The organism is Paenibacillus sp. XP01, from assembly GCF_057364885.1.
On record NZ_CP139481.1, the window covers coordinates 5,470,557 to 5,493,458 of the forward strand.

At 52.4% G+C, this 22,902-nt stretch carries 21 protein-coding genes; 4 read left to right on the forward strand and 17 right to left on the reverse strand.

The window, feature by feature from the left end; genetic code table 11:
* Positions 1-124: 124 nt before the first annotated feature.
* The 7 genes from SNR34_RS24620 to SNR34_RS24650 form a co-directional block, all read right to left on the reverse strand.
* Complete coding sequence (locus SNR34_RS24620) at positions 125-385, reverse strand: IreB family regulatory phosphoprotein (RefSeq protein ID WP_036616950.1); 261 nt, start codon at positions 383-385, stop codon at positions 125-127.
* A gap of 129 nt (positions 386-514) precedes the next feature.
* On the reverse strand, positions 515-3,136 hold the full coding sequence (alaS, locus tag SNR34_RS24625) for an alanine--tRNA ligase (protein ID WP_486180423.1): 2,622 nt from the start codon (positions 3,134-3,136) through the stop codon (positions 515-517).
* The gene (locus SNR34_RS24630) at positions 3,133-3,384 is read right to left on the reverse strand and encodes a hypothetical protein (protein ID WP_236415473.1); all 252 of its coding nucleotides are present in this window, start codon (positions 3,382-3,384) and stop codon (positions 3,133-3,135) included. Before SNR34_RS24630 ends, alaS begins: the two co-directional genes overlap by 4 nt.
* Before the next feature lie 188 nt (positions 3,385-3,572).
* A complete protein-coding gene (locus tag SNR34_RS24635; protein ID WP_236415472.1) occupies positions 3,573-4,640 on the reverse strand; it encodes an AI-2E family transporter in 1,068 nt (355 codons plus the stop codon).
* A gap of 360 nt (positions 4,641-5,000) precedes the next feature.
* Positions 5,001-5,210 carry a hypothetical protein gene (locus SNR34_RS24640; protein ID WP_236415471.1) on the reverse strand — a complete coding sequence of 70 codons (210 nt, stop codon included), beginning with the start codon at positions 5,208-5,210 and terminating at the stop codon, positions 5,001-5,003.
* A gap of 10 nt (positions 5,211-5,220) precedes the next feature.
* Positions 5,221-5,742: a PRC-barrel domain-containing protein gene (locus SNR34_RS24645; RefSeq protein ID WP_236415470.1), complete on the reverse strand. Its 522-nt coding sequence runs from the start codon at positions 5,740-5,742 to the stop codon at positions 5,221-5,223.
* Between the two features lie 163 nt (positions 5,743-5,905).
* Positions 5,906-7,057, reverse strand: coding sequence for a cysteine desulfurase family protein (locus SNR34_RS24650; protein ID WP_236415468.1), 1,152 nt, complete (start codon positions 7,055-7,057; stop codon positions 5,906-5,908).
* Between the two features lie 114 nt (positions 7,058-7,171).
* Between SNR34_RS24650 and SNR34_RS24655 the strand changes: the two genes are divergently transcribed.
* Positions 7,172-7,423 carry a hypothetical protein gene (locus tag SNR34_RS24655; protein ID WP_486180424.1) on the forward strand — a complete coding sequence of 84 codons (252 nt, stop codon included), beginning with the start codon at positions 7,172-7,174 and terminating at the stop codon, positions 7,421-7,423.
* Between the two features lie 286 nt (positions 7,424-7,709).
* On the opposite strand, the gene cymR is transcribed toward SNR34_RS24655, so the two are convergent.
* Complete coding sequence (cymR, locus tag SNR34_RS24660) at positions 7,710-8,129, reverse strand: cysteine metabolism transcriptional regulator CymR (protein WP_236415465.1); 420 nt, start codon at positions 8,127-8,129, stop codon at positions 7,710-7,712.
* A gap of 325 nt (positions 8,130-8,454) precedes the next feature.
* On the opposite strand from cymR, the gene mnmA reads away from it, so the two are divergent.
* On the forward strand, positions 8,455-9,585 hold the full coding sequence (gene mnmA / locus SNR34_RS24665) for a tRNA 2-thiouridine(34) synthase MnmA (protein WP_290371445.1): 1,131 nt from the start codon (positions 8,455-8,457) through the stop codon (positions 9,583-9,585).
* A 139-nt stretch (positions 9,586-9,724) separates the two neighbouring features.
* Here the strand turns inward: mnmA and crcB (SNR34_RS24670) are convergent, their stop codons facing one another.
* The 6 genes from crcB (SNR34_RS24670) to SNR34_RS24695 all read right to left on the reverse strand — a co-directional run bounded on the left by crcB (SNR34_RS24670) (position 9,725) and on the right by SNR34_RS24695 (position 15,205).
* A complete protein-coding gene (gene crcB / locus SNR34_RS24670; RefSeq protein WP_339274245.1) occupies positions 9,725-10,084 on the reverse strand; it encodes a fluoride efflux transporter CrcB in 360 nt (119 codons plus the stop codon).
* Entirely contained in the window at positions 10,081-10,482 is a 402-nt protein-coding gene (gene crcB / locus SNR34_RS24675; protein ID WP_486180425.1) for a fluoride efflux transporter CrcB, read from the reverse strand. The genes crcB (SNR34_RS24670) and crcB (SNR34_RS24675) overlap by 4 nt, the downstream gene beginning before the upstream one ends.
* Before the next feature lie 138 nt (positions 10,483-10,620).
* Positions 10,621-11,604 carry an alpha-ketoacid dehydrogenase subunit beta gene (locus SNR34_RS24680; protein ID WP_236415461.1) on the reverse strand — a complete coding sequence of 328 codons (984 nt, stop codon included), beginning with the start codon at positions 11,602-11,604 and terminating at the stop codon, positions 10,621-10,623.
* Positions 11,605-11,625: 21 nt separating this feature from the next.
* Positions 11,626-12,636, reverse strand: coding sequence for a thiamine pyrophosphate-dependent dehydrogenase E1 component subunit alpha (locus SNR34_RS24685; RefSeq protein ID WP_486180426.1), 1,011 nt, complete (start codon positions 12,634-12,636; stop codon positions 11,626-11,628).
* Positions 12,637-13,001: 365 nt separating this feature from the next.
* Complete coding sequence (locus tag SNR34_RS24690; RefSeq protein ID WP_236415825.1) at positions 13,002-14,306, reverse strand: replication-associated recombination protein A; 1,305 nt, start codon at positions 14,304-14,306, stop codon at positions 13,002-13,004.
* 14 nt (positions 14,307-14,320) lie between these two features.
* The gene (locus SNR34_RS24695) at positions 14,321-15,205 is read right to left on the reverse strand and encodes a LysR family transcriptional regulator (protein ID WP_486180427.1); all 885 of its coding nucleotides are present in this window, start codon (positions 15,203-15,205) and stop codon (positions 14,321-14,323) included.
* Between the two features lie 172 nt (positions 15,206-15,377).
* Here SNR34_RS24695 and SNR34_RS24700 point away from each other — a divergent pair, with 172 nt between their 5' ends.
* Positions 15,378-16,121, forward strand: a complete 744-nt coding sequence (locus SNR34_RS24700) for an SDR family NAD(P)-dependent oxidoreductase (protein ID WP_486180428.1) — start codon at positions 15,378-15,380, stop codon at positions 16,119-16,121.
* Positions 16,118-17,071: a DMT family transporter gene (locus tag SNR34_RS24705; protein ID WP_486180429.1), complete on the forward strand. Its 954-nt coding sequence runs from the start codon at positions 16,118-16,120 to the stop codon at positions 17,069-17,071. Before SNR34_RS24700 ends, SNR34_RS24705 begins: the two co-directional genes overlap by 4 nt.
* A 147-nt stretch (positions 17,072-17,218) precedes the next feature.
* Here the strand turns inward: SNR34_RS24705 and SNR34_RS24710 are convergent, their stop codons facing one another.
* The 3 genes from SNR34_RS24710 to SNR34_RS24720 all read right to left on the reverse strand — a co-directional run bounded on the left by SNR34_RS24710 (position 17,219) and on the right by SNR34_RS24720 (position 22,833).
* Positions 17,219-19,402 (reverse strand): HelD family protein, encoded by a 2,184-nt coding sequence (locus SNR34_RS24710; protein WP_486180430.1) that lies wholly within the window; start codon positions 19,400-19,402, stop codon positions 17,219-17,221.
* Positions 19,403-19,644: 242 nt separating this feature from the next.
* Complete coding sequence (locus SNR34_RS24715; protein ID WP_486180431.1) at positions 19,645-21,438, reverse strand: ABC transporter ATP-binding protein; 1,794 nt, start codon at positions 21,436-21,438, stop codon at positions 19,645-19,647.
* A 96-nt stretch (positions 21,439-21,534) separates the two neighbouring features.
* Positions 21,535-22,833, reverse strand: coding sequence for an NCS2 family permease (locus tag SNR34_RS24720; RefSeq protein WP_486180432.1), 1,299 nt, complete (start codon positions 22,831-22,833; stop codon positions 21,535-21,537).
* Positions 22,834-22,902 lie beyond the last annotated feature (69 nt).

Genomic DNA, 22,902 nt, shown 5'->3' on the forward strand with positions numbered 1-22,902 from the left:
CGATGCTCTCCCATCCTCAAGCCTGCTTAGGGGAAAACGCCTTCCCTTCTCAAGCTCCAGGCTGTCTTCTGTCGGTTATGCTCTTCCTGCCTGCTTGGATGCAATGCAGAAAGAGCGATATCCTTTACCGGTGATTGGCCAGATAAGACCGAACAAGCTCTTCAATGAGCTCATCGCGTTCTTTTTTTCGGACCAGACTGCGCGCATTATTGTGACGAGGGATGTAGGCGGGGTCACCCGAAATGAGGTACCCGACGATCTGGTTGATCGGATTGTACTCCTTATCCACCAGGGCATCATACACCGTGAGCAGAATCTCTTTGGAGGAAGCTTCCTGCTCATCACCCTTCACGTTGAATTTAACCGTCTTATCCATGGAGTCCATTGATGACACCTCACTTCTGCATGAACATGGGGACCATGTTCTGCCGAATTGATTACTGCTTCTATAATAACATATTCTGACTCCTACAAGTAAATAAAGGACCCGACAAATATGTTTTTTGCTTGTCTGTTATTTGCTAACGAGCGAAACAGCCAATTTGAGCGCTTCATCCAGCTTGGATGCGTCCTTACCTCCGGCTTGCGCCATGTCCGGACGTCCCCCGCCGCCGCCGCCGCATACCGCGGCAACTTCCTTGACGATTTTTCCTGCATGCAGGCCTTGTTTCACTTGCTCGGCCGGCACGGCAACAACGAAATTGACTTTGCCGTCTACAGCCGCACCCAGTACTAACACAGCTTCAGGCAGCTTCACTTTCAACTCGTCCGCAATCGTACGCAGTGCATCCATGCTTGGTGCATCAACGCGAGCGGCGAGCACTTGCGTATTGCCTGCTTGAATGACCTGATCCGTCAATTGGCCGGCTTCCATGGCACTCAGCTTTCCTTGCAGCGATTCGTTCTCTCTTGCCGCTTCTTTCAATTGGTGATTCAAGCCCTCGATGCGTTTAGGGACGTCAGCTACATTGGCTTTAAGCAAAGCTGCCGACTGTTTGAGCAGATCCAACTGGCTCTCCATATACATATATGCGCCACGGCCCGTAACGGCTTCGATCCGGCGCACGCCTGATCCGATTCCACTTTCGCTCACCAGTTTGAACAAACCGATCTCCGACGTATTGTTTACGTGGCAGCCGCCGCAAAGTTCCAAGCTGTAGTCTCCGATCTGAACGACGCGAACGATATCTCCGTATTTTTCGCCGAACAAGGCCATTGCACCCATCGCTTTGGCTTCATCGATCGGTTTCAGCTCGATGTCCACGTTCAGATGATTCCAGATTTGCTCATTCACCTGGCGTTCGATTTCCGTCAATTCTTCTGCCGTAATGCTGCCGAAATGAGAGAAGTCGAAGCGCAGACGCTGCGGTTCAACAAGGGATCCAGCCTGGTTGACATGGGAGCCCAGCACATCTTTGAGCGCTTTGTGCAACAAATGGGTTGCCGTATGGTTTTTGATGATATCCCCGCGTTTGGAAGCATCCACTTCCGCCTTGATGACATCGCCGACGCGAAGTTCGCCGGCTTCCACGTTCACGACATGCACATGCTGTCCCAGCGGTGCTTTGAACAACCCTTGGACTTTCGCGGTCACGTTTGCTCCGCGCAGCAGTCCCTGGTCGCTGACCTGGCCGCCGCTCTCTGCATAGAACGGGGTTTTGTCCAAGATGACTTGGCAGATCTGTCCTTCGCTTGCCGAATCGACAAGCGCATCGCCTGCAACGATGGCAAGCACTTTCGATTCCGTCAACAGCTCAGTATACCCAACAAATTCGCTTTTAACCTCCAGGTCTGCAAGTGCGCCGCCTTGTACCTTCATGCTCTCGCTTTCCTGGCGCCCTGCGCGCGCGCGGTCGCGCTGTTCCTGCATGGAGGCGTCAAAACCTTCGCGGTCCACGGTCATGCCGTGTTCCAGCGCATAATCCTCGGTGAGGTCAAACGGGAAACCGTACGTATCGTACAGCTTGAACGCTTCCGGACCACTGATGACGGTGCGTCCCTCCGCTTTGGCTGTGCTGCTGATGTCAGCCAGGATCGCCAGCCCGTCGCTGAGCGTTTCATGGAAACGTTCTTCTTCCGTTTTGATCACTTTGGCGATGAATTCCTGCTTGTCGACCACTTCCGGATAGTATACGCCCATCACTTCGCCTACCGTTGTTGTAAGTTCATACAGGAACGGGCGGTCCAGGCCGATCACTTTGCCGTAACGAACCGCGCGGCGCAGCAGACGGCGAATGACGTAACCGCGGCCTTCATTGCTTGGCAGAACTCCGTCACCCACGGCAAAAGCAACGGTGCGGATATGGTCGGCAATGACTTTCAGCGCAACGTCCGTTTCGACGCTGTCATTGTACTTCACGCCGGCGAGCGCAGCCGTTCTTTGGATCATCGGCTGGAACAGGTCGGTATCGAAGTTGGAATCCACGTTTTGCAGAATGGACGCAAAGCGCTCCAGGCCTGCACCGGTATCGATGTTTTTGTTCGGAAGCGGCGTATAGCTGCCATCCTTGTTGTGGTTGAACTGGGAGAACACGAGGTTCCACACTTCCAGGTAACGTTCGTTTTCCCCGCCCGGGTACATTTCGGGATCGTTCATGTCGCTGCCGTAAGCTTCGCCGCGATCATAGAAAATTTCGGTACATGGTCCGCACGGCCCTTCGCCGATATCCCAGAAGTTGTCCTCCAGCTTGATGATGCGCTCGGCAGGAATGCCGATTTTTTCGTTCCACAGTTTGAATGCTTCTTCGTCTTCGGGATATACCGTCACGGACAGGCGCTCCGGATCGAAACCGATCCACTCCTTGCTTGTCAGGAATTCCCATGCCCATGTGATGGTCTCTTCCTTGAAATAGTCTCCGATCGAGAAGTTGCCCAGCATTTCGAAAAACGTATGGTGACGGCGAGTTTTGCCGACGTTTTCGATATCGTTGGTACGGATGCACTTCTGGGAATTCGCGAGGCGCGGGTTCTCCGGTTTCTCGCGGCCGTCAAAATACGGCTTGAGCGGTGCCATACCCGCATTGATCCACAGCAGGGAAGGATCGTTGTGCGGCACGAGCGAGGCGCTCGGCTCGATTTTGTGACCTTTGCTTGCAAAAAACTCTATCCATTTGGATCGGATTTCACTGGCTTTCATACTGGCTGCCCCCATTTGAAAAAGATATGTTGGTCCGGTGCGGAATCGCCCGGTTTGTTCCGATACAACAACAAAAAACGCCCCTGAGTATTCAGGGACGATGTTATCGCGGTACCACCCTGGTTATTGCCTGCGTCCAATCCATCCGTAACGGAGGGAACGTGCAAGCAATCGCCTTGTTGACGCGAGTAACGGTCGCTCCCGGCAGGGTTGTCCTGCACTCCGAAATCAGCTTTCCGCCGCTTCAACTTTCAAGACCCTTCCAGCCATCAGCAGCAGAATAACCCTGCTACCGAAGGGGTCTCTTCTCTGAGAAAGGAACGCCCGGCGTACTTCATTTCATCATCGATTTCATTATACAAACATACTTTTTTCATTATATCGGCAACGTCAATGCCTGTCAAATGAAGGCAGCCGCCGTCCATCGCAGCTTGTATCAGTCCGTTCTTCGCTTAATATAGTATGCGAAAAAATGCTGGACAATGACTTTTAACACCGCAAATACAGGGACGGCCAAAATTAGGCCGAAGATGCCCGCAATTTCCCCGCCGACAAGCAGGGCAAAAATAATCGAAAGCGGATGCAGATGAAGCGTTCGCCCAACCACCTGCGGAGAGATAATGTTGCTTTCCAGCACCTGGCACAACATGTTCACGACGACAACCAGCATCATCATTTTAAACGATACCGTCGATGCCATCACCACAGCCGGGGCCGCGCCAAGGAAGGGACCAAGATAAGGCACGATGTTGAACACCGCCACAATGCTCGCGAGCAGCAGGGCATAAGGCATATCAATGATGATATATCCGATATACGCGAAAATGCCTACGATCACGCAGACGATGAACTGGCCGCGAATGTAGTTGCCAAGCGCCGCATCGATTTCTTTCATGACCGTAACGATTGCTTTTCTCCGGGAACGCGGAAGATAAGCCACGACGGTCCGTTCAAACACCTCAAAATCTTTGAGCATGTAAAAAATGAGGAACGGCACGATAAAAATGTTGAACAACACGTTAATCGTCGCCCCGATATTGTCCATCAACACCGTAATTCCTTGGCTAAGCCGATCCTCCATTTGATAAAACCAGCTGTTCATGCCTGAACGAACGCTCGGCGGCATCAGTTTGTTGTCCATGTTGTTCATGAGGCTCTGGGCGCGCATCGACAATTCGGGCATGTGTTCGTTCAGTTCCTCCAACTGCTCCATCAGCACCGGGATCACGTTAACCAGGATGACTCCGATACAAGTCAGGAAAAACGCATAGATCAACAGTACCGCGATGGACCGCGGCACTTTGCGCCCGCCCAGCATGCTGACGATCGGGTTAAGCACATACGAAATGATGAGCGCAATGACAAACGGCGCCAGCACGGTTTTCAGAAATCCATATATATGCAGCAGCAATGGCCGCAGCAGCCAGATAAAATACAAAATGATCAAGCCAAGCAGCAGCCAGATGGCATAACGGAACAGCTTGTTTTTGGTTAATTGCTCCACAGTGCCTCACTCCTCTTTGGACTGGCTCTGAAAGTCAGTATATGTAGGAGCAGGAGTATTTATTAATTGTTTCAGTTTTTGGGAAGCTGCATTTGGCCGAAAGATCTTCTGCCATCTCGAAGCAGGTCTGATAGCGCGCTGCGTTTTTGGGAGAACATGAAAAAGACGCCTCCTTTACTATAAAGGAGACGTATCCGATGCATCTTGCACTTCGCCTCTGCATACGATAAAGTAATGCGATACGCGAGTACAAGCCTTTCGATCGAATGCATATCGTAATGTAACCCTTGCAGGTTGCACCTTGGTGCCCGGCGCCTGACATTGTCACAAAACCGCATGTAAACGAAGTTTTGTTTGCAATTAAGAAGAAGCGTGCAAATGGGGAAAATCCTGCGGCAGCTCTTCGCCAAAAAACAAATCGTCCAGCGAGCTAAGCGTACCGTCCTCCTCCACTTGATATACGGACATCTTGTCGCCGTTGACGTTCAATTCAATAAAGCATCCCCAGCAATAAAACTGATGGGAGCCGATTTTACCGATATCTTTGGAACTACAGTTTGGACATTTCATATTCATTCACCTATCCGTTCACAGAATGAATGGCATTTTCCAAGCGCTGTTCACTCAGCGGGGGCACCATTACAGCACTCTCTCCAATGGACATATCACTTGTACATGGCAGCCATTTGCGGCCTTCGATCAAGTCGGACACAAAACCGTCCGTAATTTCGATCCCTTTTATTGTATTTCCCAACTCCTGGTCAAAATAAACATCAGAGACGCGTCCAAGCAGCAAACCGTCGCCGGTCAACACCGACATCTCTTTTAATTTGGACTGACCGAGGAGGTACGTATGTTTTATGTTGTCGGCTCCCGTCTTGCGGACAGCCTGTTGATTACGGATCATGACGGCATCTTCGCCGTAGGCAACGATATCTTGCCACTGCACGATTTTGACATGACTGGTAAACAGGCCTTTGCTTTCAAGTTCAATGCCTTCAATTTTCCAATCGTCGCTCACAATGAAATCCTGGATTTTCCCGACCTGTTTTCCGCCTTCCACATCAAAAACGGCAAGACCGATCATTTCCTGAAGCTTCATCGCAGTGTCCTCCTCATCATCTTATCGTGAAACAGACGCGGCATCATTGAATTTAGGTATTCCCCGAATGAACGAAAAACCATTCACCGTCGCCCCAGACCGCTCCATTCAACCGATAAATTGGAACTCCTCCCCTCCTTCTGTTCCGCAGATAAAGAGACCCTCAAAGTCTATTACGAAGTCGCAAAAGAATGGTTCCAATTTTTTCGCCCGTTTTTATCATTTCTTCCGTAGTATTACCCAACCCCCAGCTAAAACGAATCGCGGAGTGCAATAAAGCTTCCGGAAGGTTCATCGCTTTGAGTACATGGGACACTTCAAGCGACCCCGAGGTGCATGCCGACCCACTCGCCACCGCAATGCCTTCCATGTCCAGGTTCATGAGCATCGTTTCTGTCGACACTTCCGGGAAGCTGACGTTAAGGATATGCGGAAGTGTATAATCGGGGTGGCCGTTCACATGAAAATGCTCGGCGCCAACATGCTTCTCCAACTGTTCCAACAACAGGGAGCGTAAAAGAAGATCATGCTCATAGCGTTTTTCTGCCTGCGACACGGCTATTTTGAGCGCTTCGGCAAAACCGGCAATACCCGCCATATTTTCGGTTCCCGCACGCCGCTGACGTTCCTGCAGCCCTCCATGCGCCCTTGCTTCCAGCATCGTGCCCCTGCGCACGTACAGCGCACCGACGCCCTGCGGACCGTTAATTTTGTGCGCGGACAAGCTGATCATGTCAACAGGCATGTCTTTGCAGGAAATATGCTGCGTCCCCAGCGCCTGTACCGCATCCGTGTGAAACAGAATGCCGCGTTCGCGGGCAAGTTCACCGATCTCCCGAATCGGCTGGAGCGTGCCGACTTCATTATTAGCGTACATGATCGTGATCAGTACGGTATCCGGACGAATGGCCTGCCGCAATTCCTCCATGCGGATTCTTCCATGCTCGTCCACGCCCAAATAAGTCACGTCATAACCTTGGCGCTCCAGTTCCTCGCAAGTATGCAGCACCGCGTGGTGTTCGACGGCCGACGTAATGATATGCCGCCCTTTGTCTTTCCGGGCCGCGACTGCGCCGAAGATCGCCAAATTATCGCTTTCCGTGCCTCCGCTGGTAAATACCAATTCGTCAGGGAAACAGCCAAGCAAGGCAGCGATGGCATCCCTGGCTCCATTGACGGTTCGTTTCGCTTCTCGACCGAAGGCATGGATGCTTGAGGCATTGCCGAATTGCCCGGTCATGATATCCATCATCGTTTGTGCGACCTGTGGATGCACAGGCGTGGATGCAGCATGGTCCAAATAAATTCTATTCATGTTAATCTTTCACCTCGTAATCGCTATAATGGAATTGGAAATCAAATCGAATGTTTTTGTAATGCAACTTCAAGTATAATGGAATCACTACATTTGATAAGGAGGAAGAGTGTTATGAGCGATGCCGTACTTGAACAAATTTTGGTCCAGCTGCAGCAGATGAACAAACGTTTTGATCATATAGATCAGCGTTTGGACAACATGGATGGACATCTGGATGGCATGGATGGACGCCTGGAAGAAAATCAGGCAAGCTTCGAACGCAAGGTTACGGCCGAATTGAATACCCATCAACACAGCATTGATATTTTGAATCGCCGCCAGCTGCGAATGGAGGCTGACATCGAAACCCTCAAAAATCGCTAGTCCAATAGCCGGGCTTAAATTCCAGGCCGAGATTTGCGATTTTCATACATAGACCGTTAACAGCCATTGTTGCATATGTTTTTAGTATTTCGACTTAGCTTAACCAACAAGTCTTATAAAAGTTGCCATTTGCACGCGAAAGCCCCCAATTTGGGGGCTTTAATGTTCTTGCCGTGTATGCGTGTCGCAGCCTCGATCAAAATGTTAATCATTTAACTGAAAGTTTGGCCCCAGTAATGAAGCCAAACCCTTGCATCAAGGATTTATTAAATCCCATACCTGAAAATTAAATGTAAAACATGTAGCTGTCCTTCTGCTCCTGGTCCTGATACGAAATCAGGTCTTGCAGCGTCGTCGAATCCAGCACCTCGGCAATGCTGTCGCGGATACGCAGCCACAGGTCCCGCTTGGCCGGATCGTCTTCCTCGGTGAAGTCCACCGGGGAGATCGGGCCTTCCAACACACGAATGACGTCACCTGCAGTCACGCTGGCCGGATCGCCGGCCAGAATATAGCCGCCGTACGCTCCGCGAATGCTTTTAACAAGTCCTGCATTGCGCAGGGGAGCGATCAATTGCTCCAAATAATGCTCCGAGAGCTGATTGCGCTCCGCAATGCTCTTCAGGGAAGTCGGGCCTTCGCCGGTTCTGGCAGCCAGCTCCATCATGATGGTAAGGCCATAACGGCCTTTTGTCGATATTTTCAAAGGAGTCACCTCTTTCAATTTTCAGAAAACCTGTTTAGTGTTTGTTCGCTCAGCACATGTGGCCATGATTTCCCGTCACTGATTCGCCACAGCGGGATATGAAAAAACGGCCCATGTTCCTTAAACCTCCGTATTCCGATCATAACCCTCGCCTAATGTTAACATAACTGCATGCCCAAAGGAAACATGGATGGCAATTAATCTGTGCGCCTGGAGTGGACAGTATCCAAAGTTCCCCGGGTGTATCGTAAGTTGGGTCCGGTTATGCTAGAATAAGAAAAGCGTCTACCGACGCGGTTCAACACATTTATATATAGAAGTGGTGATGACGATGTCCAAAACAAAAGAAAATACACGGGTCGTCGTTGGCATGTCCGGAGGTGTCGACTCTTCCGTAACCGCACTGCTGCTGAAAGAGCAAGGTTACGATGTCATCGGCATTTTCATGAAAAACTGGGACGATACGGACGAATTCGGCCACTGTACCGCTGAAGAAGATTCAGAGGACGTGCGCCGGGTGTGCGAGCAGATCGGCATTCCCTACTACACTGTCAACTTCGAGAAAGAGTATTTCGATAAAGTATTTACCTATTTCCTCGATGAATATAAGTCCGGCCGGACTCCGAATCCGGATGTCATGTGCAACCGCGAAATCAAATTCGGCGAATTCCTGAACAAGGCTCTTGATCTTGGCGCAGATTACGTCGCTACCGGCCACTATGCGCGCCTTGTCGAAGAGAATGGCGCTTACAAGCTGCTTCGCGGTGTGGACAGCAACAAGGATCAGACCTATTTCCTGAACGCGCTGAACCAAAATCAGTTGTCCAAAGCCATGTTCCCGATCGGTCATCTGCCGAAGCCGGAGGTTCGCAAAATCGCTGAGGCCGCCGGGCTGTATACCGCTAAGAAAAAGGACAGCACTGGTGTCTGCTTCATTGGCGAACGCAACTTTAAAGAATTCCTGAGCAACTACCTGCCTGCCAAAGGCGGGGACATGATCGATATCGTGACCGGCGAAGTCAAAGGTCGCCATGACGGACTGATGTATTATACGCTGGGTCAGCGCCAAGGTCTTGGCATCGGCGGATCGGGCAATGGGGAACCATGGTTCGTTGCCGATAAAGATCTGGAACGCAACCAGCTGCTGGTTGTGCAGGGCGATTCTCATGCAAGTCTTTATTCCACGGGATTGACCGCAACCGGCGTGAATTGGATTGCCGGTTCAGAGCACATTCCGAGCGGGTCTTTCCGTTGTACGGCGAAGTTCCGTTACCGTCAACCAGACCAAGGCGTTACGCTCACCTGGAATGCGGACGGAAGCGTGGACGTGCAATTCGACCAACAACAAAAAGCCATTACGCCTGGACAGGCGGTCGTGTTCTATGATGGCGACGTCTGCCTTGGAGGCGGAACAATCGACCAGGTGCAAAAAGTGCCTGTGCCGGCTTTGGGCTGATCAGTCCACGAATTCCATACCTGTATGTATGGAGCTTTCTACACAAGCATAAAAGCCAATAAAAGCCATCCCTATCATGTATACCATGGAGGATGGCTTTTTTCCTTCTTTTCCCTGCAAAAAAATCCGAATACCCGGTTTATGCAGTGATCCACGTGCCGCAAAATGAGGCCAACATGCCCACGATGACCGAACTGACGACGTAAAGGGCTGCTCTACCATACCGTTTCCGGCTTATTAGACCCATGGTCTCATAACCAAATGTGGAGAAGGTCGTGTATGCACCGCAAAATCCTGTACCTACGATGACCCACAGCATATCGGAAATGGCTGCAGACGCGTGCCAGCCATAAAGCATTCCAAGCAGCAGCGAACCGCTGATGTTGATCAGCCATGTTCCCCATGGAAACGAAGTGCCTAACCGGGCAGACACCCATCGTCCCAGCGAATACCGCAGGATCGAACCCATCATGCCTGCTGCACCGATCCAGATGATCATGCCTGCGCACCGCCCCTTCCATCCCTTCTCAACATTTGCTCTCCCCAGCGGATACCGACCGAGCAAAGCAAGAGTCCTGCCGCGATGCTAGTGAATACATACACAGCCGCACTTATCCAATGTCCGCCTTCCGCCAATCGCACCATATCGAGCGCAAAGGTTGAAAAGGTCGTGAACGCGCCGGTAAACCCCGTGCCGATGGCCAGGCGCAGCTCAGCCGAAATTTTGTGAGGTACGGCTACCGTGAAAAACCACCCCAGAAACAGGCTGCCCACCGCGTTGATCAGCAGCACCCCCCAAGGGAAGCCCCCATTGTCCTGCGGTATCCACAGCTGGACGCCGTAACGGGTCAACGTGCCCGCAATGCCGCCAAGCCCAACATAAACAAGTTCCTTCATGACGCAAGACATCTCCAGACGTTATACTTTTTCCTTCTCCCTAATGATAGTGGATTATCGAGATTTAAACCATGGGGTCCCGCAGGTACAAGGGAAAAGGCGGTCGGAAGCTGAATTTCTCACGCTGGCAAATGCGGATCAAAATAATGCCAGGTTCTTCATGGCCTCTTTTACTTTATCTTTATTCAACAGGAAGTATTTTTCTCCCGGCGCATGGAACGTCGTGGCTGGAGTATCCGGGCCGCACAGCCGCATGATGGGTGCGTCCAAATCGAAAAGCAGTTCTTCGGCAATGATGGCCGATACCTCTGCCCCAATACCTCCTGTTTTGTTGTCTTCATGAACAATCAGCACCTTTCCCGTTTTCCGGACAGCCTCCAATATCCCTTCTTTATCTAAAGGTTGGAGTGTTCGTAAATCGAGCACATGTGCAGAAATCCCTTCTTCTTCAAGTTCTTCTGCAGCATGTTCTATAAACATAAGCGGCATGCTGTAACTTATTACAGTTATATCGGTCCCCTCGCGAAGCACATTGGATTTGCCGATGGGTACCGTATAGTCGTCTTCCGGCACTTCACCCTTCACCAGCATGAAGCATTTCTTGTGCTCGAAGTACAGTACGGGATCGGGATCTCTGACTGCGGCTTTCAGCAAACCCTTTGCATCGTAAGGTCTATAAGGGGCTACGATTTTAAGGCCCGGGGTTCCGAAAAACACCGATTCTGCGCATTGGGAATGATAGAGTCCACCGAAGACGCCGGCTCCGATGGGAGCACGAATCACAAGTGGACAACTCCAATCATTGTTGGAACGATAGCGGATTTTGGCTGCTTCGCTGATAATCTGGTTCGTTGCCGGAAACATGAAATCGGAATACTGCATTTCGGCGATCGGCTTCATTCCATACATGGCAGCACCGATCGCTACCCCGGCAATCGCCGATTCGGCAAGCGGCGTGTCCAAAACTCGTTCTTCGCCAAACATGTCGATCAGCCCTTTTGTCGTTGTATAGACTCCCCCCTTGACTCCGACATCTTCGCCCAATACAAAAACGTTCTCATCCCTCGCCAATTCTTCCTGCATCCCAAGGCGGATCGCCGATACATAATTCATGATTGCCATTGACCCTACTCCCCCTCTAATTCATTCTGCATATACATGGTCCAACGAAGACTCCGGCGTTGGCAACGGGGCCTTATCCGCATAGTTTATCGCATCATCGATTTGTTTTTTGAGCTGGGATTGCAGCTCTTCCTCATGAGCGGCACTCCATATTCCGCAATCGATCAAATATTGTTGGTACTTGGGAATTCCGTCCTTAGCCCGGTTCTCCTCTACTTCGTCCTTCGTCCTGTACAATAAATCATTATCGGCAGTGGAGTGCGGCGAAAGTCGGTATAACATGGCTTCAATGAGCGTTGGCCCTTCCCCGCGAATCGCTCTCTCCCGAGCTTCCTTTACGGCTTTGTAAACCTCAAATACGTTGTTCCCATCCACTCGTACACCTGCAATCCCATAGCCTCGCGCACGGTCAACCACCCGTCCACCAAGCTGCTTATGGATCGGCACGGAAATCGCATACTGATTATTCTCGCACATCAAAATGACCGGAAGTTTGTGAACCCCCGCAAAATTGCAGCCTTCGTGAAAATCTCCTTGATTGCTGGATCCTTCCCCAAAGGTTACAAAACTCACTAACTTCTCATTTTTCATTTTTGCCGCCAGGGCTATGCCAACGGCATGGGGCACCTGCGTAGTAACCGGACTGGAACCAGTTACGATCCGAAGCTTTTTATATCCAAAGTGGCCAGGCATTTGACGGCCTCCGCTATTGGGGTCTTCCGCTTTGGCAAATACGGACAGCATCAATTCTTTGATGCTCATGCCTAGCGCTAGGACGAGGCCATAATCGCGATAGTACGGGAGGAAGTAATCCGTCGACTTGTTGAGGGCATATGCTGCAGCGACCTGTGCCACTTCTTGTCCAATGCCTGAAACATGAAAATTAATTTTACCTGCGCGCTGAAGCAGCAAATTGCGTTCATCAAATTTCCGTGCCATTACCATCGTTTTATACATGTCAACAGCCTCTTCATCGGTCAATCCCAGTGAATGATGAAGAACACGTTCTCCCGCTATGCCAGTTTCGCTCATGAAAGTGCCCCCCTAAAGTCGGATTCAAGTTCTATTACATCAATTTACTATATTACTATCTCAATTCAATCAAATCAATAATTTGGAATTACAAGAATACTCTAACTATTTTGGGGTCAGATCAAGCCTGCTGTTAAAAATCCTCTAACCTGATCAGCGAATCATCATTATACTTCGAAACCGACGATGTTAATCCACAGCTCTTTCTAGCTTATTATGAAACTATGAAATAAAGCAGCACGAGCTTTGCAGAAAAAGAAAAAAGCCGCCTTCAGAGAATACTGAAAGCAGCTTATCGTGCACAAACCACATATTACATTCTACTCATTCCTTAAGGTAACCAGACACGTAGACATTCACATCCGTTACCCTCTCCGACGCTGCTGGTTGAGGCGAATCTTGGATTCGTTCCCCTGCTCGGTCGCCTCATAGAAAATGCGGCGCGACAGCTGTTTCGGCAAATACTCCTGCTTCACGTAATGTCCCGGATAGTTGTGCGGATATAGGTACCCCTCGTGCCCAAGCTTGGCCGCTCCGGCGTAATGGGTATCACGAAGATGCAGCGGCACCTCCGCCGACTTCACTTCCTCGATCGCTTCCATCGCTTTGGAAATGGCCGTATACACGGCATTCGATTTCGGACTTTCCACCGCAAACAGGATCGCCTGCGCAATGTTGAGTTTGGCCTCCGGCCAGCCGTTGTTGCGATACGCGTCCAGCGCGCCGATGGCCTGCGTCATGGCCTGCGGATTGGCAAGGCCGATATCCTCGCTGCTCGCCGCAATCAAACGGCGAATAAACACCATCGGGTCCATGCCCAGCTTTTCCACCGCGTACAGAAACCAGAACAGGGCGGCATCGCTGGAACCGCGAATGCTTTTGTGAAACGCCGACAACACGTCGTATTGCGTCGACTCGTCCGCGCGCACGATGGGACGGCGAATGGATTCTTCCGCAACCGCGAGCGTAATATGGATGGAACCGTCCGTTTCCGGCGGCGTGGTCAGTGCGGCCAGTTCCAGGGCATTCAGCGCGCGCCGAATGTCCCCGTTGGCCATCGTCGCGATATGCGATAGCGCCTCTTCGTCCGCCTTCAGTTCCATGAAACCGAGGCCCTTGTCCGCATCTTGCAGGGCACGACGCATGGCAATCAGCGAGTGCTCCTTGTTCAGCGGCTCCAGTTGAAACAGCGTTGAGCGGCTCATCAAGGCCCCGTTCACGTAATGAAACGGATTCTCCGTCGTCGCCCCGATAAAAATAATGGTGCCCTGTTCCACCGCAGGCAGCAGCGCATCCTGCCGCGAGCTGTTGAAGCGGTGCACCTCGTCCAGAAACAGAATCGTTTTGGTGCCGTACAGCTGCTTGTTCGTCTGGGCTTGCTCGATCACTTCACGAACGTCCTTCACGGACGCATCCACCGCGTTCAGCCGAACGAAATTACCCTGCGTGTGCTTGGATATGATATGCGCCAACGTGGTTTTGCCGCATCCTGGAGGACCATACAGCAGTATGGACGAAATCTGGTCGGCCTCGATGGCGCGGCGAAGCAGCTTGCCCGGCCCGATGATATGCTCTTGCCCGATATATTCTTCAAGCTTCTCCGGACGCATCCGATCGGCAAGCAGTCTCGCCTTCGGCTCCGCATCCTGTTGAAACGAAAACAAATCCATCATTATTCACTTCCTTAACTGATTGGCCTGCTCTCTATCATACCATATTCCTGCGCGATCAAATCGATAAACGCCCGCATGGCACTGCTGATGAACGCATCCTTGCGCGTAATGAAATACGTCGTCATATGATCCTTTCCTGCAGGGAGCGAATGCTTGCGAAGCATGCCGCCGGCAATCTGCTGCCGCACGACAATCTCGGGCAGTAGGGAAATCCCCATACCTGAAGCCACTCCGCTAATAATGGCCTCCAACGTGCCGAACTCCATAATCGCTGGGCGGTGAACACCGCTTTCCCTCAGCCAGTTTTCCAATATTTCGCGATAGGAGCACCCGCGGCTATAGACCAGAATCGGCTTGGCGTACAACTCTTCCTGATCGGCATTCATGCCGGACGATACGATAAACACTCGCTCGTTAAATACCGGAATCGCGCGCAAATCGGGATGATCGCAAGCACAGCCGATGAACGCCCCCTCCAGTTCGTAGCCAACGACCTGATCGATCAATACCTGAGAGTTGCCGGTCGTCAAAGACAACGATACTTGCGGATGGCTCTTGTAATACAGCGAAAAAAGCTCGGGTAAACGCACCGCAGCCGCAGTCTGCGTCGAACCGATGCGCAGCGGTCCGGACGGCGTCCCGGTGGCTTGAAGCGCCTTCGTTGCTTCTTCAAGCAACCCTACGACTTTGTCCGCGTAAGTCAATAGAAGCTCCCCGGCCGGAGACAGCGTCATGCCCCGGTTATGCCGAATGAAGAGAGTCGTTCCCAATTCGTTCTCCAAATGCCGGATTCTTGCGGTCACATTGGACTGAACATACCCTAACCTTGCCGCTGCTCTGGTCACGTTTCCCTCCTGTGCAACGCACTGAAATATGCGCAAATCTCCGCTTTCCATGGACAACCGCCCCTTCCGATACTACCTTGATCCCGTTTTTGATATCATTCAAAATGATTTCTGGTTCATTAACAATCATTATACAGCATGCTCGCTCGGCGCTACAATCAGTGTAACAGGCAAGCCGGTTTGCCAACATCACTGAATCCAATTCATCAAGAGGAGTGTAACCATGAAAATATCCGAACAAACCGTAGCGATCGTAACTGGCGGCGGCACAGGAATCGGCAGAGCCGCCAGCGTGCTGCTGTCCCGGCACGGGGCAACCGTAGCAGTCAATTATTCGCGTTCCCGGCTGGAAGCCGAGGCGACCGTGCAGCAGATACGGGACACCGGCGGACGCGCTTTTGCCGTGCAAGCCGACATCGCCGATGATCAGGCAGTACGTCAGATGGTTGCCGGCATTGAACGTGAACATGGCCCCATAACGGCACTGGTCAACAATGCGGGCATCACGAGACATATTCCGCTGCAAGATCTGGATATCGTCGACGATGACGCATGGGACACGCTTTATAACGTCAATGTCAAAGGCATGTTTTATTGCGCAAGGGCTGTCTCCAAAGGCATGCGGCAGGCCGGACATGGCGCGATCGTCAACCTTGGCAGCATTGCCGGCATGACCGGATCAGGCTCCTCCGTCCCTTACGCGGCATCCAAAGCCGCCGTGCATGGGTTGACCCGCTCCCTTGCCCATGCTCTGTCTCCCCACATCCGGGTTAACGCCATCGTTCCTGGAGCGGTTTCCACGCGTTGGTGGGCAGGCAACGAGGCACGTATGGAACAGTTGGGCGGACAACTGTTATTGCAGCGCATATCCTCTCCTGAGGATATTGCCCATATGATCGTTGCCGCGCTGGAGCAGCCGTCCATGACCGGACAGCTCATCACGGTCGACGCGGGTCAAACGTTATGAGCGTTGGTGAACAAGTTAAAGGAAATGTTAACGATCGAGCCAAAGGATTAAAACCATTAAAGTACGTTGTTTTGATTTTGCTCACAACGCTGATTATGGGCACGTCGTTCCCCGTCGGCAAAATCGGCATGGCGTACGCCCCTCCTTTTCTGCTGATGGGACTTCGTTATGTGCTGGCAGGCGCTTTGCTGGCGTGGATCGTCAGAAAGCGACCATTACCAAAAGGCTGGAAGCAGTGGATGCAAACAGCCATCATCGGCTTGTTTCAATCCGCAGGGGTCATGGGCTGTGCCTATTACAGCATGAACTGGCTCACTTCGGGGGAATCCGCGATCATCACGTTTACAAGCCCGCTGCTGTTCATTCTGTTTAGCACATTGCTGGATGGCGTATCATACCGGCTCAGTCAGTGGAGCGGCGTACTCCTTGACATCGCGGGCGTCGCCATCGGTTTCGGCTTTCAACTCAGCTTTAGCCCGGGAACGCTGATCGGATTGGCGGGCGCCGTCTTTTTCGCCATTTCAACCATCCTGGTCAAACGTTGGGGACGCGCACAGAATACCTATGTACTCACTTCCTATCAAATGCTTGCGGGCGGTATCGCCTTACTGATGCTGAGCGCATTTACCGAGCAACCCGCGTTTGCGCTGAACGCAACATCGATTATAGTACTGCTATGGCTGGTGCTGGCCTGCTCGATAGTGCAGTTTTCGCTCTGGTTCTATTTGCTGCACAATAGCGACCCTGCACGCACCAGCTCGTTTCTGTTCCTCGCGCCGTTATTCGGTGTTGCTTGCAGCTGGGTCCTGCTTGGAGAACGGGTGCAATGGGCTATGGGCGTTGGAGCCGCTTGCGTCTGCATCGGCATTTATTTGGTTAACCGCAAAGGAAGCGCTTCTGACAAGAAGATCCCATTGAAATTCATCCCGCATCGGCCATCCAAAGGATAGAAAAGAGAAAACACGGAATGTCGACCTCGTATTCATTTGCAAGCCAAAAACAACCTGTTCCGTGTAGTGTAGTACATCACCCTTGCCATAAACATACAGAAAAAGCATGGCGCCCCCGGCACCATGCTTTACTATTTATCTTATCGTTTATATCGAATCGTCAGGCCACCCTTGTACGCTGACCACATCACCTTCCGGATTTTGCGTTGCCGCAGCATATTCGGGCAGCGCTCCGTCATGGAACAGCCACAGTTCATGCAGCGCCCGCGTGCAGCCGACGTATAACAGCTTGGCGTCACCCGCATTTGGCAAGTAGTGCGCTCCGTCCACGTCGGCCACGATGGCCGCATCGAACTCCAACCCTTTGGAAAGATAGACCGGCAGAACCGAATGGCCGCCAGCATACTGCTTTTCGCCCCCGTCGATGAGGTTAAGCTCCCATCCTGCCTGCTCCAGCTCGCGATGCAGTTCAATCGCTTCATGCAGCGTCCGAGTCAGAATCGAAACCGTGCGGTAGTCTTTGCTTGTAAGCCATTTCAATGCACGTTCCAAACTCGCGGTCCTTCCCGTCTGTTCGTACGGTAACACACGCACCGGGTCACCGCTCCGGAAGACCGGGATGGCCGTAATACCACTTCGAACCCCCTGCTCGAGAATCGTGTTTGCATAGTCAATGATCTCCATCGTTGAGCGATAACTTCGAGTCAGGGCGAAATAGGCATTATGTTCCTCGGCAAACAGCGAGCTCATCTCATCCCAAGCATGGACGCCGCGGTATTCGTGAATCCCTTGGGAGAGGTCACCCAAAATGGTAAACGAATGTCCTTTGACGTACAAATCCAGCAAGGCCACATGGAACGGGGAGAAATCCTGCGCTTCGTCGATGACCACATGATCGAACCGCGCAGCGCCGTCAATATCGTGAACTAATGTGTGGATATACACGAGCGCGGGCAGGTCCTCTTCGCGAATCACGTTTTGTTTCAGGTCGGCCGCCGTCTGTTTAAGCACGTTCTTCGGAATGCGCGCCATGATCCCTTCTGGCACGGTTCCGCCTTTGGATGCCTTGAAAAGCTGTTTGTACAGCGTCAGCGGTTCATACTCCGCCCACTTTTTGGCATATGCCTTCTCGCGGGTGGCCGCCTTCTTTTTGCGCTCCTTGCGCAGTGATTCGGAGGAGGTTTTCTTGAGTTCCATTTCGATCCAGCGATGAATCCGCGCCATCACCCGTTCCTTGCGTTTAGCCAGCGGGTAATGCTTGTATTCGTCGCTGAACCAGCCATCGATTTCCTTTTTCGCGAGCACGGCTCCGTCCCACGGACTGAAATCCAGATCCGGTACCGCACTGGCCTCCATGCCGGTCAACCACTCGCGCAGCAGCTCCATGAAACGGATCGAACCCTTGTACCTCCCAGGCACGTCATCGTTCAGCTCCGGCTTGGCATCCGGCGTTTCGAACCACGCCTGCAAGGTTTCCTGCGAGTCTGCCAGCGGCAGCTCCAGTCCCAGCAGGTTCACCGCCCAATCCGGGAACGTGCTTTGCTGGATATCGCCCACGCCCAATTCTGGCAGGACGTCCGAGATATAATCGAGAAACATATGGTTGGGCGCAAAAATGACCATTTTTTCTGCCGATACCTGCTCCTTATACTGATACAGCAAAAAGGCCAGCCTATGCAGGGCCACGGTCGTTTTTCCCGAGCCTGCCACGCCCTGGATGATCAATGCGGTGTTTTTGGCGGCGCGAATGATCTGGTCCTGCTCCGCCTGGATGGTCGATACGATATCCCGGAGCTTGTTGTCCTTGTTTTCGCCGAGCCGATATACCAAAAATTCATCCGAAACCGCCGGCTGATCGCCTTCGCGGTTATATGTATCCGCCACCCGTTCCAAAATGCGCTGGCGAATAACTACGTTCCGTTTCAGGTAAACGAGCCCTTCGACAAGCCCTTCCGGCGCTTCATACGTCGCCATGGCTTCTCCGCCGGTAAACGAGTAAAACAGGCTGGCAACGGGTGCGCGCCAATCGATCACGAGCGGATGCTCACCCACCTCTTCGCGGTCCACCCCGATTTTGCCGATATACAGCGGCTTTCGTTCATCGCTGCCCTGTTCTTCAAAATCAAGACGCCCGAAATAGGGTTGCTGCGCGCTCTTGGCCAGATTGCTGCGGCGTTCCTCACGTCCCGCCTCCAGCACTTGCTCCGTGAAATCGTGGCCGGTATAGACCGGAATGTTTCTCAACCGTTCCAACTGGCGGTCCACTTCTTCCATCGTTCGCTTCAACCTGTTTTCTTCTTCTTGATAGGCACTTTGAAAGCTTTCTGACATGTTTCAGTTACCTCCTAAGAATATGTTATTTTGCATAGCCGTTTACGGACGACACAAAAGGATATTTACTATATCACATTGACAGCGCGAAAGCTATATATCCTTGCGATTTAAAGGAAGCCGGCAATCTAAAAGCAAGCCTCAATTTCTGTCAATAAGAGGAATTGGACGCAAAAAAATACGACACCCTCTTCAAGCCTTGACAGGCATGATTCGGGCACCGCATGAATCCCCAATATACTTTACGATGTCGCATCGCCGGCCTCTTCCGTTTGCGACACGAACTGTTTTTGCGCCAGCTCGCGGTACACCTCGTGACTGCCAAGCAGCTCCGCATGCGTGCCCGTTCCGGTCACATGGCCGTGCTCCAGCACAACGATTTGGTCCGAGTCCACCACGGTGGACAACCGATGCGCGATGACCACCGTCGTTCGACCCTGCATCAGGTTGGACAAAGCTTGCTGCACTTCATGCTCCGATGTGCTGTCCAGGCTTGAGGTTGCTTCGTCCAGCAGCAGCACGTCAGGGCTGCGCAGCAAAGCGCGCGCAATGGCGATTCGCTGGCGTTGTCCCCCCGACAGCTTGATGCCGCGTTCCCCTACCTCGGTGTCGTATCCTTGCGGCAGCTTCTCGATAAACTCCTTGGCATAGGCCATCTCGGCCGCCCGCCGGATCTTCTCCACACTGGTTTCACGTCCCAAGCCGTAGGTGATGTTGTCCTTCACCGTGCCAGCCATGAGCGGACTTTCCTGTGAGACATAACCGATTTTGCTGCGCCACGAAGATAACGAATACGCCGTTATTGGTTTCCCGCCGTAGGTGATGCTGCCTGCCTCGGGGCGATAAAACTGCTCCAGCAAAGAAAAAATGGTCGATTTGCCGCTGCCGCTCGGCCCCACGATCGCGGTCACTTTGCGTGCAGGCAGCATCAAATCAATGCCGTGCAGCACTTCTTCTCCGGTCACGTACGAGAAGCGCACGTTGTTGAACGCAATGTTTTCATTGCCTTTGGGAGCCTCTTCGGTCTGATCGCGCGGCTCCTCCTCGTGGGCCAATATGGCCTGGATGCGCTCGGTGGCTCCTACCACTTTTTGCAAACGAGAATATAGCGTCGTGAATTGCCCCATCGGCATGATGACTTGGAACAACAGCAGAATGAATGCAACCAGCTCCCCGGCCGACAGCAGGCCCGATGCCACGCGCATGCCTCCTACGCCGAGAATGACGACCAGCACCGCGGTCATGACAAACGTGAACAGCGGTCCGATCAGCGCCAGTATCCTCGCCTCCTGCAGACCAAAAGCAAACATTTTACCGATTCGGGCGCTGCCCGCGTCGCTTTCTTGCTTTTCGGTACCGTATGCTTTTACGAGACGGATTTCACCGATGACCTGACTCAGCACCGACGTAAAACCCGCCATCTCGTCCTGCTGTTTCTTCGAGATCTGGTACATTTTCCGGCCAACGGGCAGCAGGATCAGCAATGTTAGCGGAACGAGGCTTAGAATGATCAACGACATGACCCAATCCAGGTAAAACAGGAGAGCCACGCCGCCGACCACCGCCACGATGTTTGATATGAACGAAACGAGGTAATCGGCGATCAGCGTCATAATTTGACTCGTATCGTTGGTAATGCGGCTCATCGTATCCCCTGTGCGGTTGCGGTCGAAATACGGCATCGGCAGCGATAACACCTTGTTCCACAACTTGGTGCGGAGCGTTGCGACGACCCGTTGTCCCGCATAGTTCAGCAAATAAATGCTGATTCCCGCTGCGATCGCCTGAATGACAAAAGCGCCAATGAGCATGATGATGACGGATTTATTCAATGCGGACATCGTCAGTCCGTCAATCAGCCCTTTGGTCATGAGCGGCACGATCAATCCGGCCGTCGTCTGAATCAGCGTGAGGATCAGGGCCACGATGAGAATCAGCTTCGGCGGCTGAGTCGAGGCGATCAGTTTTGCGAAATCCTTGAATCCCTTTTTCCCCAATCTAGGTTCTGTTTGCTTCTTTTGCTCCGTATCTTGCATGGTCCTCCTCCTTACCCTTCATTCACACCTCAATCATACGACTGAACGCCCCATTTCGTTTCTCGGATTCGGATTTGCTTGATGATGTCTTTTAGACTACAAAATGCCGTGCAAAATGAAATTGGCCAAGAACAGAATGGAGATGCCGTACATGACCCCCGGAACGTTTTTTCCTTGTCCTGCAGCCAGCTTTGCGAGCGGATAAGCGATGAATCCAAACGCCATGCCGTCCACGATGCTGTACGTAAAAGGAATCATGACCATGATCAGAAATGCCGGGAAAGCTTCGGTAAAATCGCGAAAATCCATCTGCCTTACGTCCTGAACCATCAAGCCCCCGATGATGATCAAAATAGGTGCAATCGCGCTGTCCGGAATATAACCGAGCAGCGGAATGAAGAAAAAGGTCGCGCCGAACAGCACGGCCGTCACGAGCGGCGTAAGGCCCGAACGCCCGCCTGCGGCGATGCCTGCCGTCGTTTCCGCGGCTGCCACAGCCGGGCTGCTGCCGAAGATGCCTGCAAACACATTGGTTACGGACAGGGCACGCAAACTGCCTTTGAACCGTTCCGGACGGCCGACCAACTGCGTCTGCGCAGTGATCAGGCCGATATTTTCGAATACAACGATCAACAACAACAGGAATACCGCGATCCAAAAGGCGAGCTGCGCCAAATGATCGAACGACAGCTGGGCGAACAGGCCGCCGTATTGGCGGATTGCTGCTCCGGCTGACACCGGCTCTCCCGGCTGCACGGCTCCAAGCACATAGGCCAACGCCGTTCCCGCCAATATGCTGATCAGCAGGCCGCCGGGCACGTTGCGAATGAATAATATCAGCGCGATGACCAGCGTGACGCATGCGGTGATGACCCCCGGTTCGCCAAAATGCCCGATCGTCACAAACGTCGTCTGGTGCGCGATCACGATCCCGCTTTTTTGCAGGCCAATAAAGGTCAAAAACAGCCCGATGCCTACGGTAATGCCATGCTGCAAGTTTTTGGGTATGGCTTCGCTGACCATTTTATATAACGATGTAAAAGCAACGACCGCAAACAGAATGCCCGTAACGGTGACGACGGCCAGTGCCTCCTGCCAGCTCAGCTTCATGGAATGCACCAAGGTATATGTAAAAAATGCGTTGATCCCCATGCCCGGCACAACCACGATCGGGGATTTGCCCCAGAACGCCATGAGCAGGCAGCCTGCGATGGACGTCAGCAGCGTGCCAACCATCGCCGCCTGCAGCGGCATGCCGGCATCCGCCAAAATTGTAGCATTGACCATGACGATGTATACCACGGCAAAATAGGAAATCGCTCCCGCGATCAGTTCCTTTTTCCACTGGTTCCCCGGCTCCAATCCGAGGCGTCTGGTCATCCATCCTTGTTTCATCTGATTTCTATTCCCCTCTCTGACGCTGCAGTTCCCTATGTATTCAGCATGACGCGCAGCACCCCATAT

What these genes read in the sequence shown, in the direction of transcription:
- SNR34_RS24620 (WP_036616950.1), bottom strand. Translation starts at nt 385, where the DNA reads ATGGACTCCATGGATAAGACGGTTAAATTCAACGTGAAGGGTGATGAG.
- alaS (WP_486180423.1), bottom strand. Translation starts at nt 3,136, where the DNA reads ATGAAAGCCAGTGAAATCCGATCCAAATGGATAGAGTTTTTTGCAAGC.
- SNR34_RS24640 (WP_236415471.1), bottom strand. Translation starts at nt 5,210, where the DNA reads ATGAAATGTCCAAACTGTAGTTCCAAAGATATCGGTAAAATCGGCTCC.
- SNR34_RS24645 (WP_236415470.1), bottom strand. Translation starts at nt 5,742, where the DNA reads ATGAAGCTTCAGGAAATGATCGGTCTTGCCGTTTTTGATGTGGAAGGC.
- SNR34_RS24650 (WP_236415468.1), bottom strand. Translation starts at nt 7,057, where the DNA reads ATGAATAGAATTTATTTGGACCATGCTGCATCCACGCCTGTGCATCCA.
- SNR34_RS24655 (WP_486180424.1), top strand. Translation starts at nt 7,172, where the DNA reads ATGAGCGATGCCGTACTTGAACAAATTTTGGTCCAGCTGCAGCAGATG.
- mnmA (WP_290371445.1), top strand. Translation starts at nt 8,455, where the DNA reads ATGACGATGTCCAAAACAAAAGAAAATACACGGGTCGTCGTTGGCATG.
- crcB (WP_339274245.1), bottom strand. Translation starts at nt 10,084, where the DNA reads ATGATCATCTGGATCGGTGCAGCAGGCATGATGGGTTCGATCCTGCGG.
- crcB (WP_486180425.1), bottom strand. Translation starts at nt 10,482, where the DNA reads ATGAAGGAACTTGTTTATGTTGGGCTTGGCGGCATTGCGGGCACGTTG.
- SNR34_RS24680 (WP_236415461.1), bottom strand. Translation starts at nt 11,604, where the DNA reads ATGGCAATCATGAATTATGTATCGGCGATCCGCCTTGGGATGCAGGAA.
- SNR34_RS24685 (WP_486180426.1), bottom strand. Translation starts at nt 12,636, where the DNA reads ATGAGCGAAACTGGCATAGCGGGAGAACGTGTTCTTCATCATTCACTG.
- SNR34_RS24690 (WP_236415825.1), bottom strand. Translation starts at nt 14,306, where the DNA reads ATGGATTTGTTTTCGTTTCAACAGGATGCGGAGCCGAAGGCGAGACTG.
- SNR34_RS24695 (WP_486180427.1), bottom strand. Translation starts at nt 15,205, where the DNA reads ATGGAAAGCGGAGATTTGCGCATATTTCAGTGCGTTGCACAGGAGGGA.
- SNR34_RS24700 (WP_486180428.1), top strand. Translation starts at nt 15,378, where the DNA reads ATGAAAATATCCGAACAAACCGTAGCGATCGTAACTGGCGGCGGCACA.
- SNR34_RS24705 (WP_486180429.1), top strand. Translation starts at nt 16,118, where the DNA reads ATGAGCGTTGGTGAACAAGTTAAAGGAAATGTTAACGATCGAGCCAAA.
- SNR34_RS24710 (WP_486180430.1), bottom strand. Translation starts at nt 19,402, where the DNA reads ATGTCAGAAAGCTTTCAAAGTGCCTATCAAGAAGAAGAAAACAGGTTG.
- SNR34_RS24715 (WP_486180431.1), bottom strand. Translation starts at nt 21,438, where the DNA reads ATGCAAGATACGGAGCAAAAGAAGCAAACAGAACCTAGATTGGGGAAA.
- SNR34_RS24720 (WP_486180432.1), bottom strand. Translation starts at nt 22,833, where the DNA reads ATGAAACAAGGATGGATGACCAGACGCCTCGGATTGGAGCCGGGGAAC.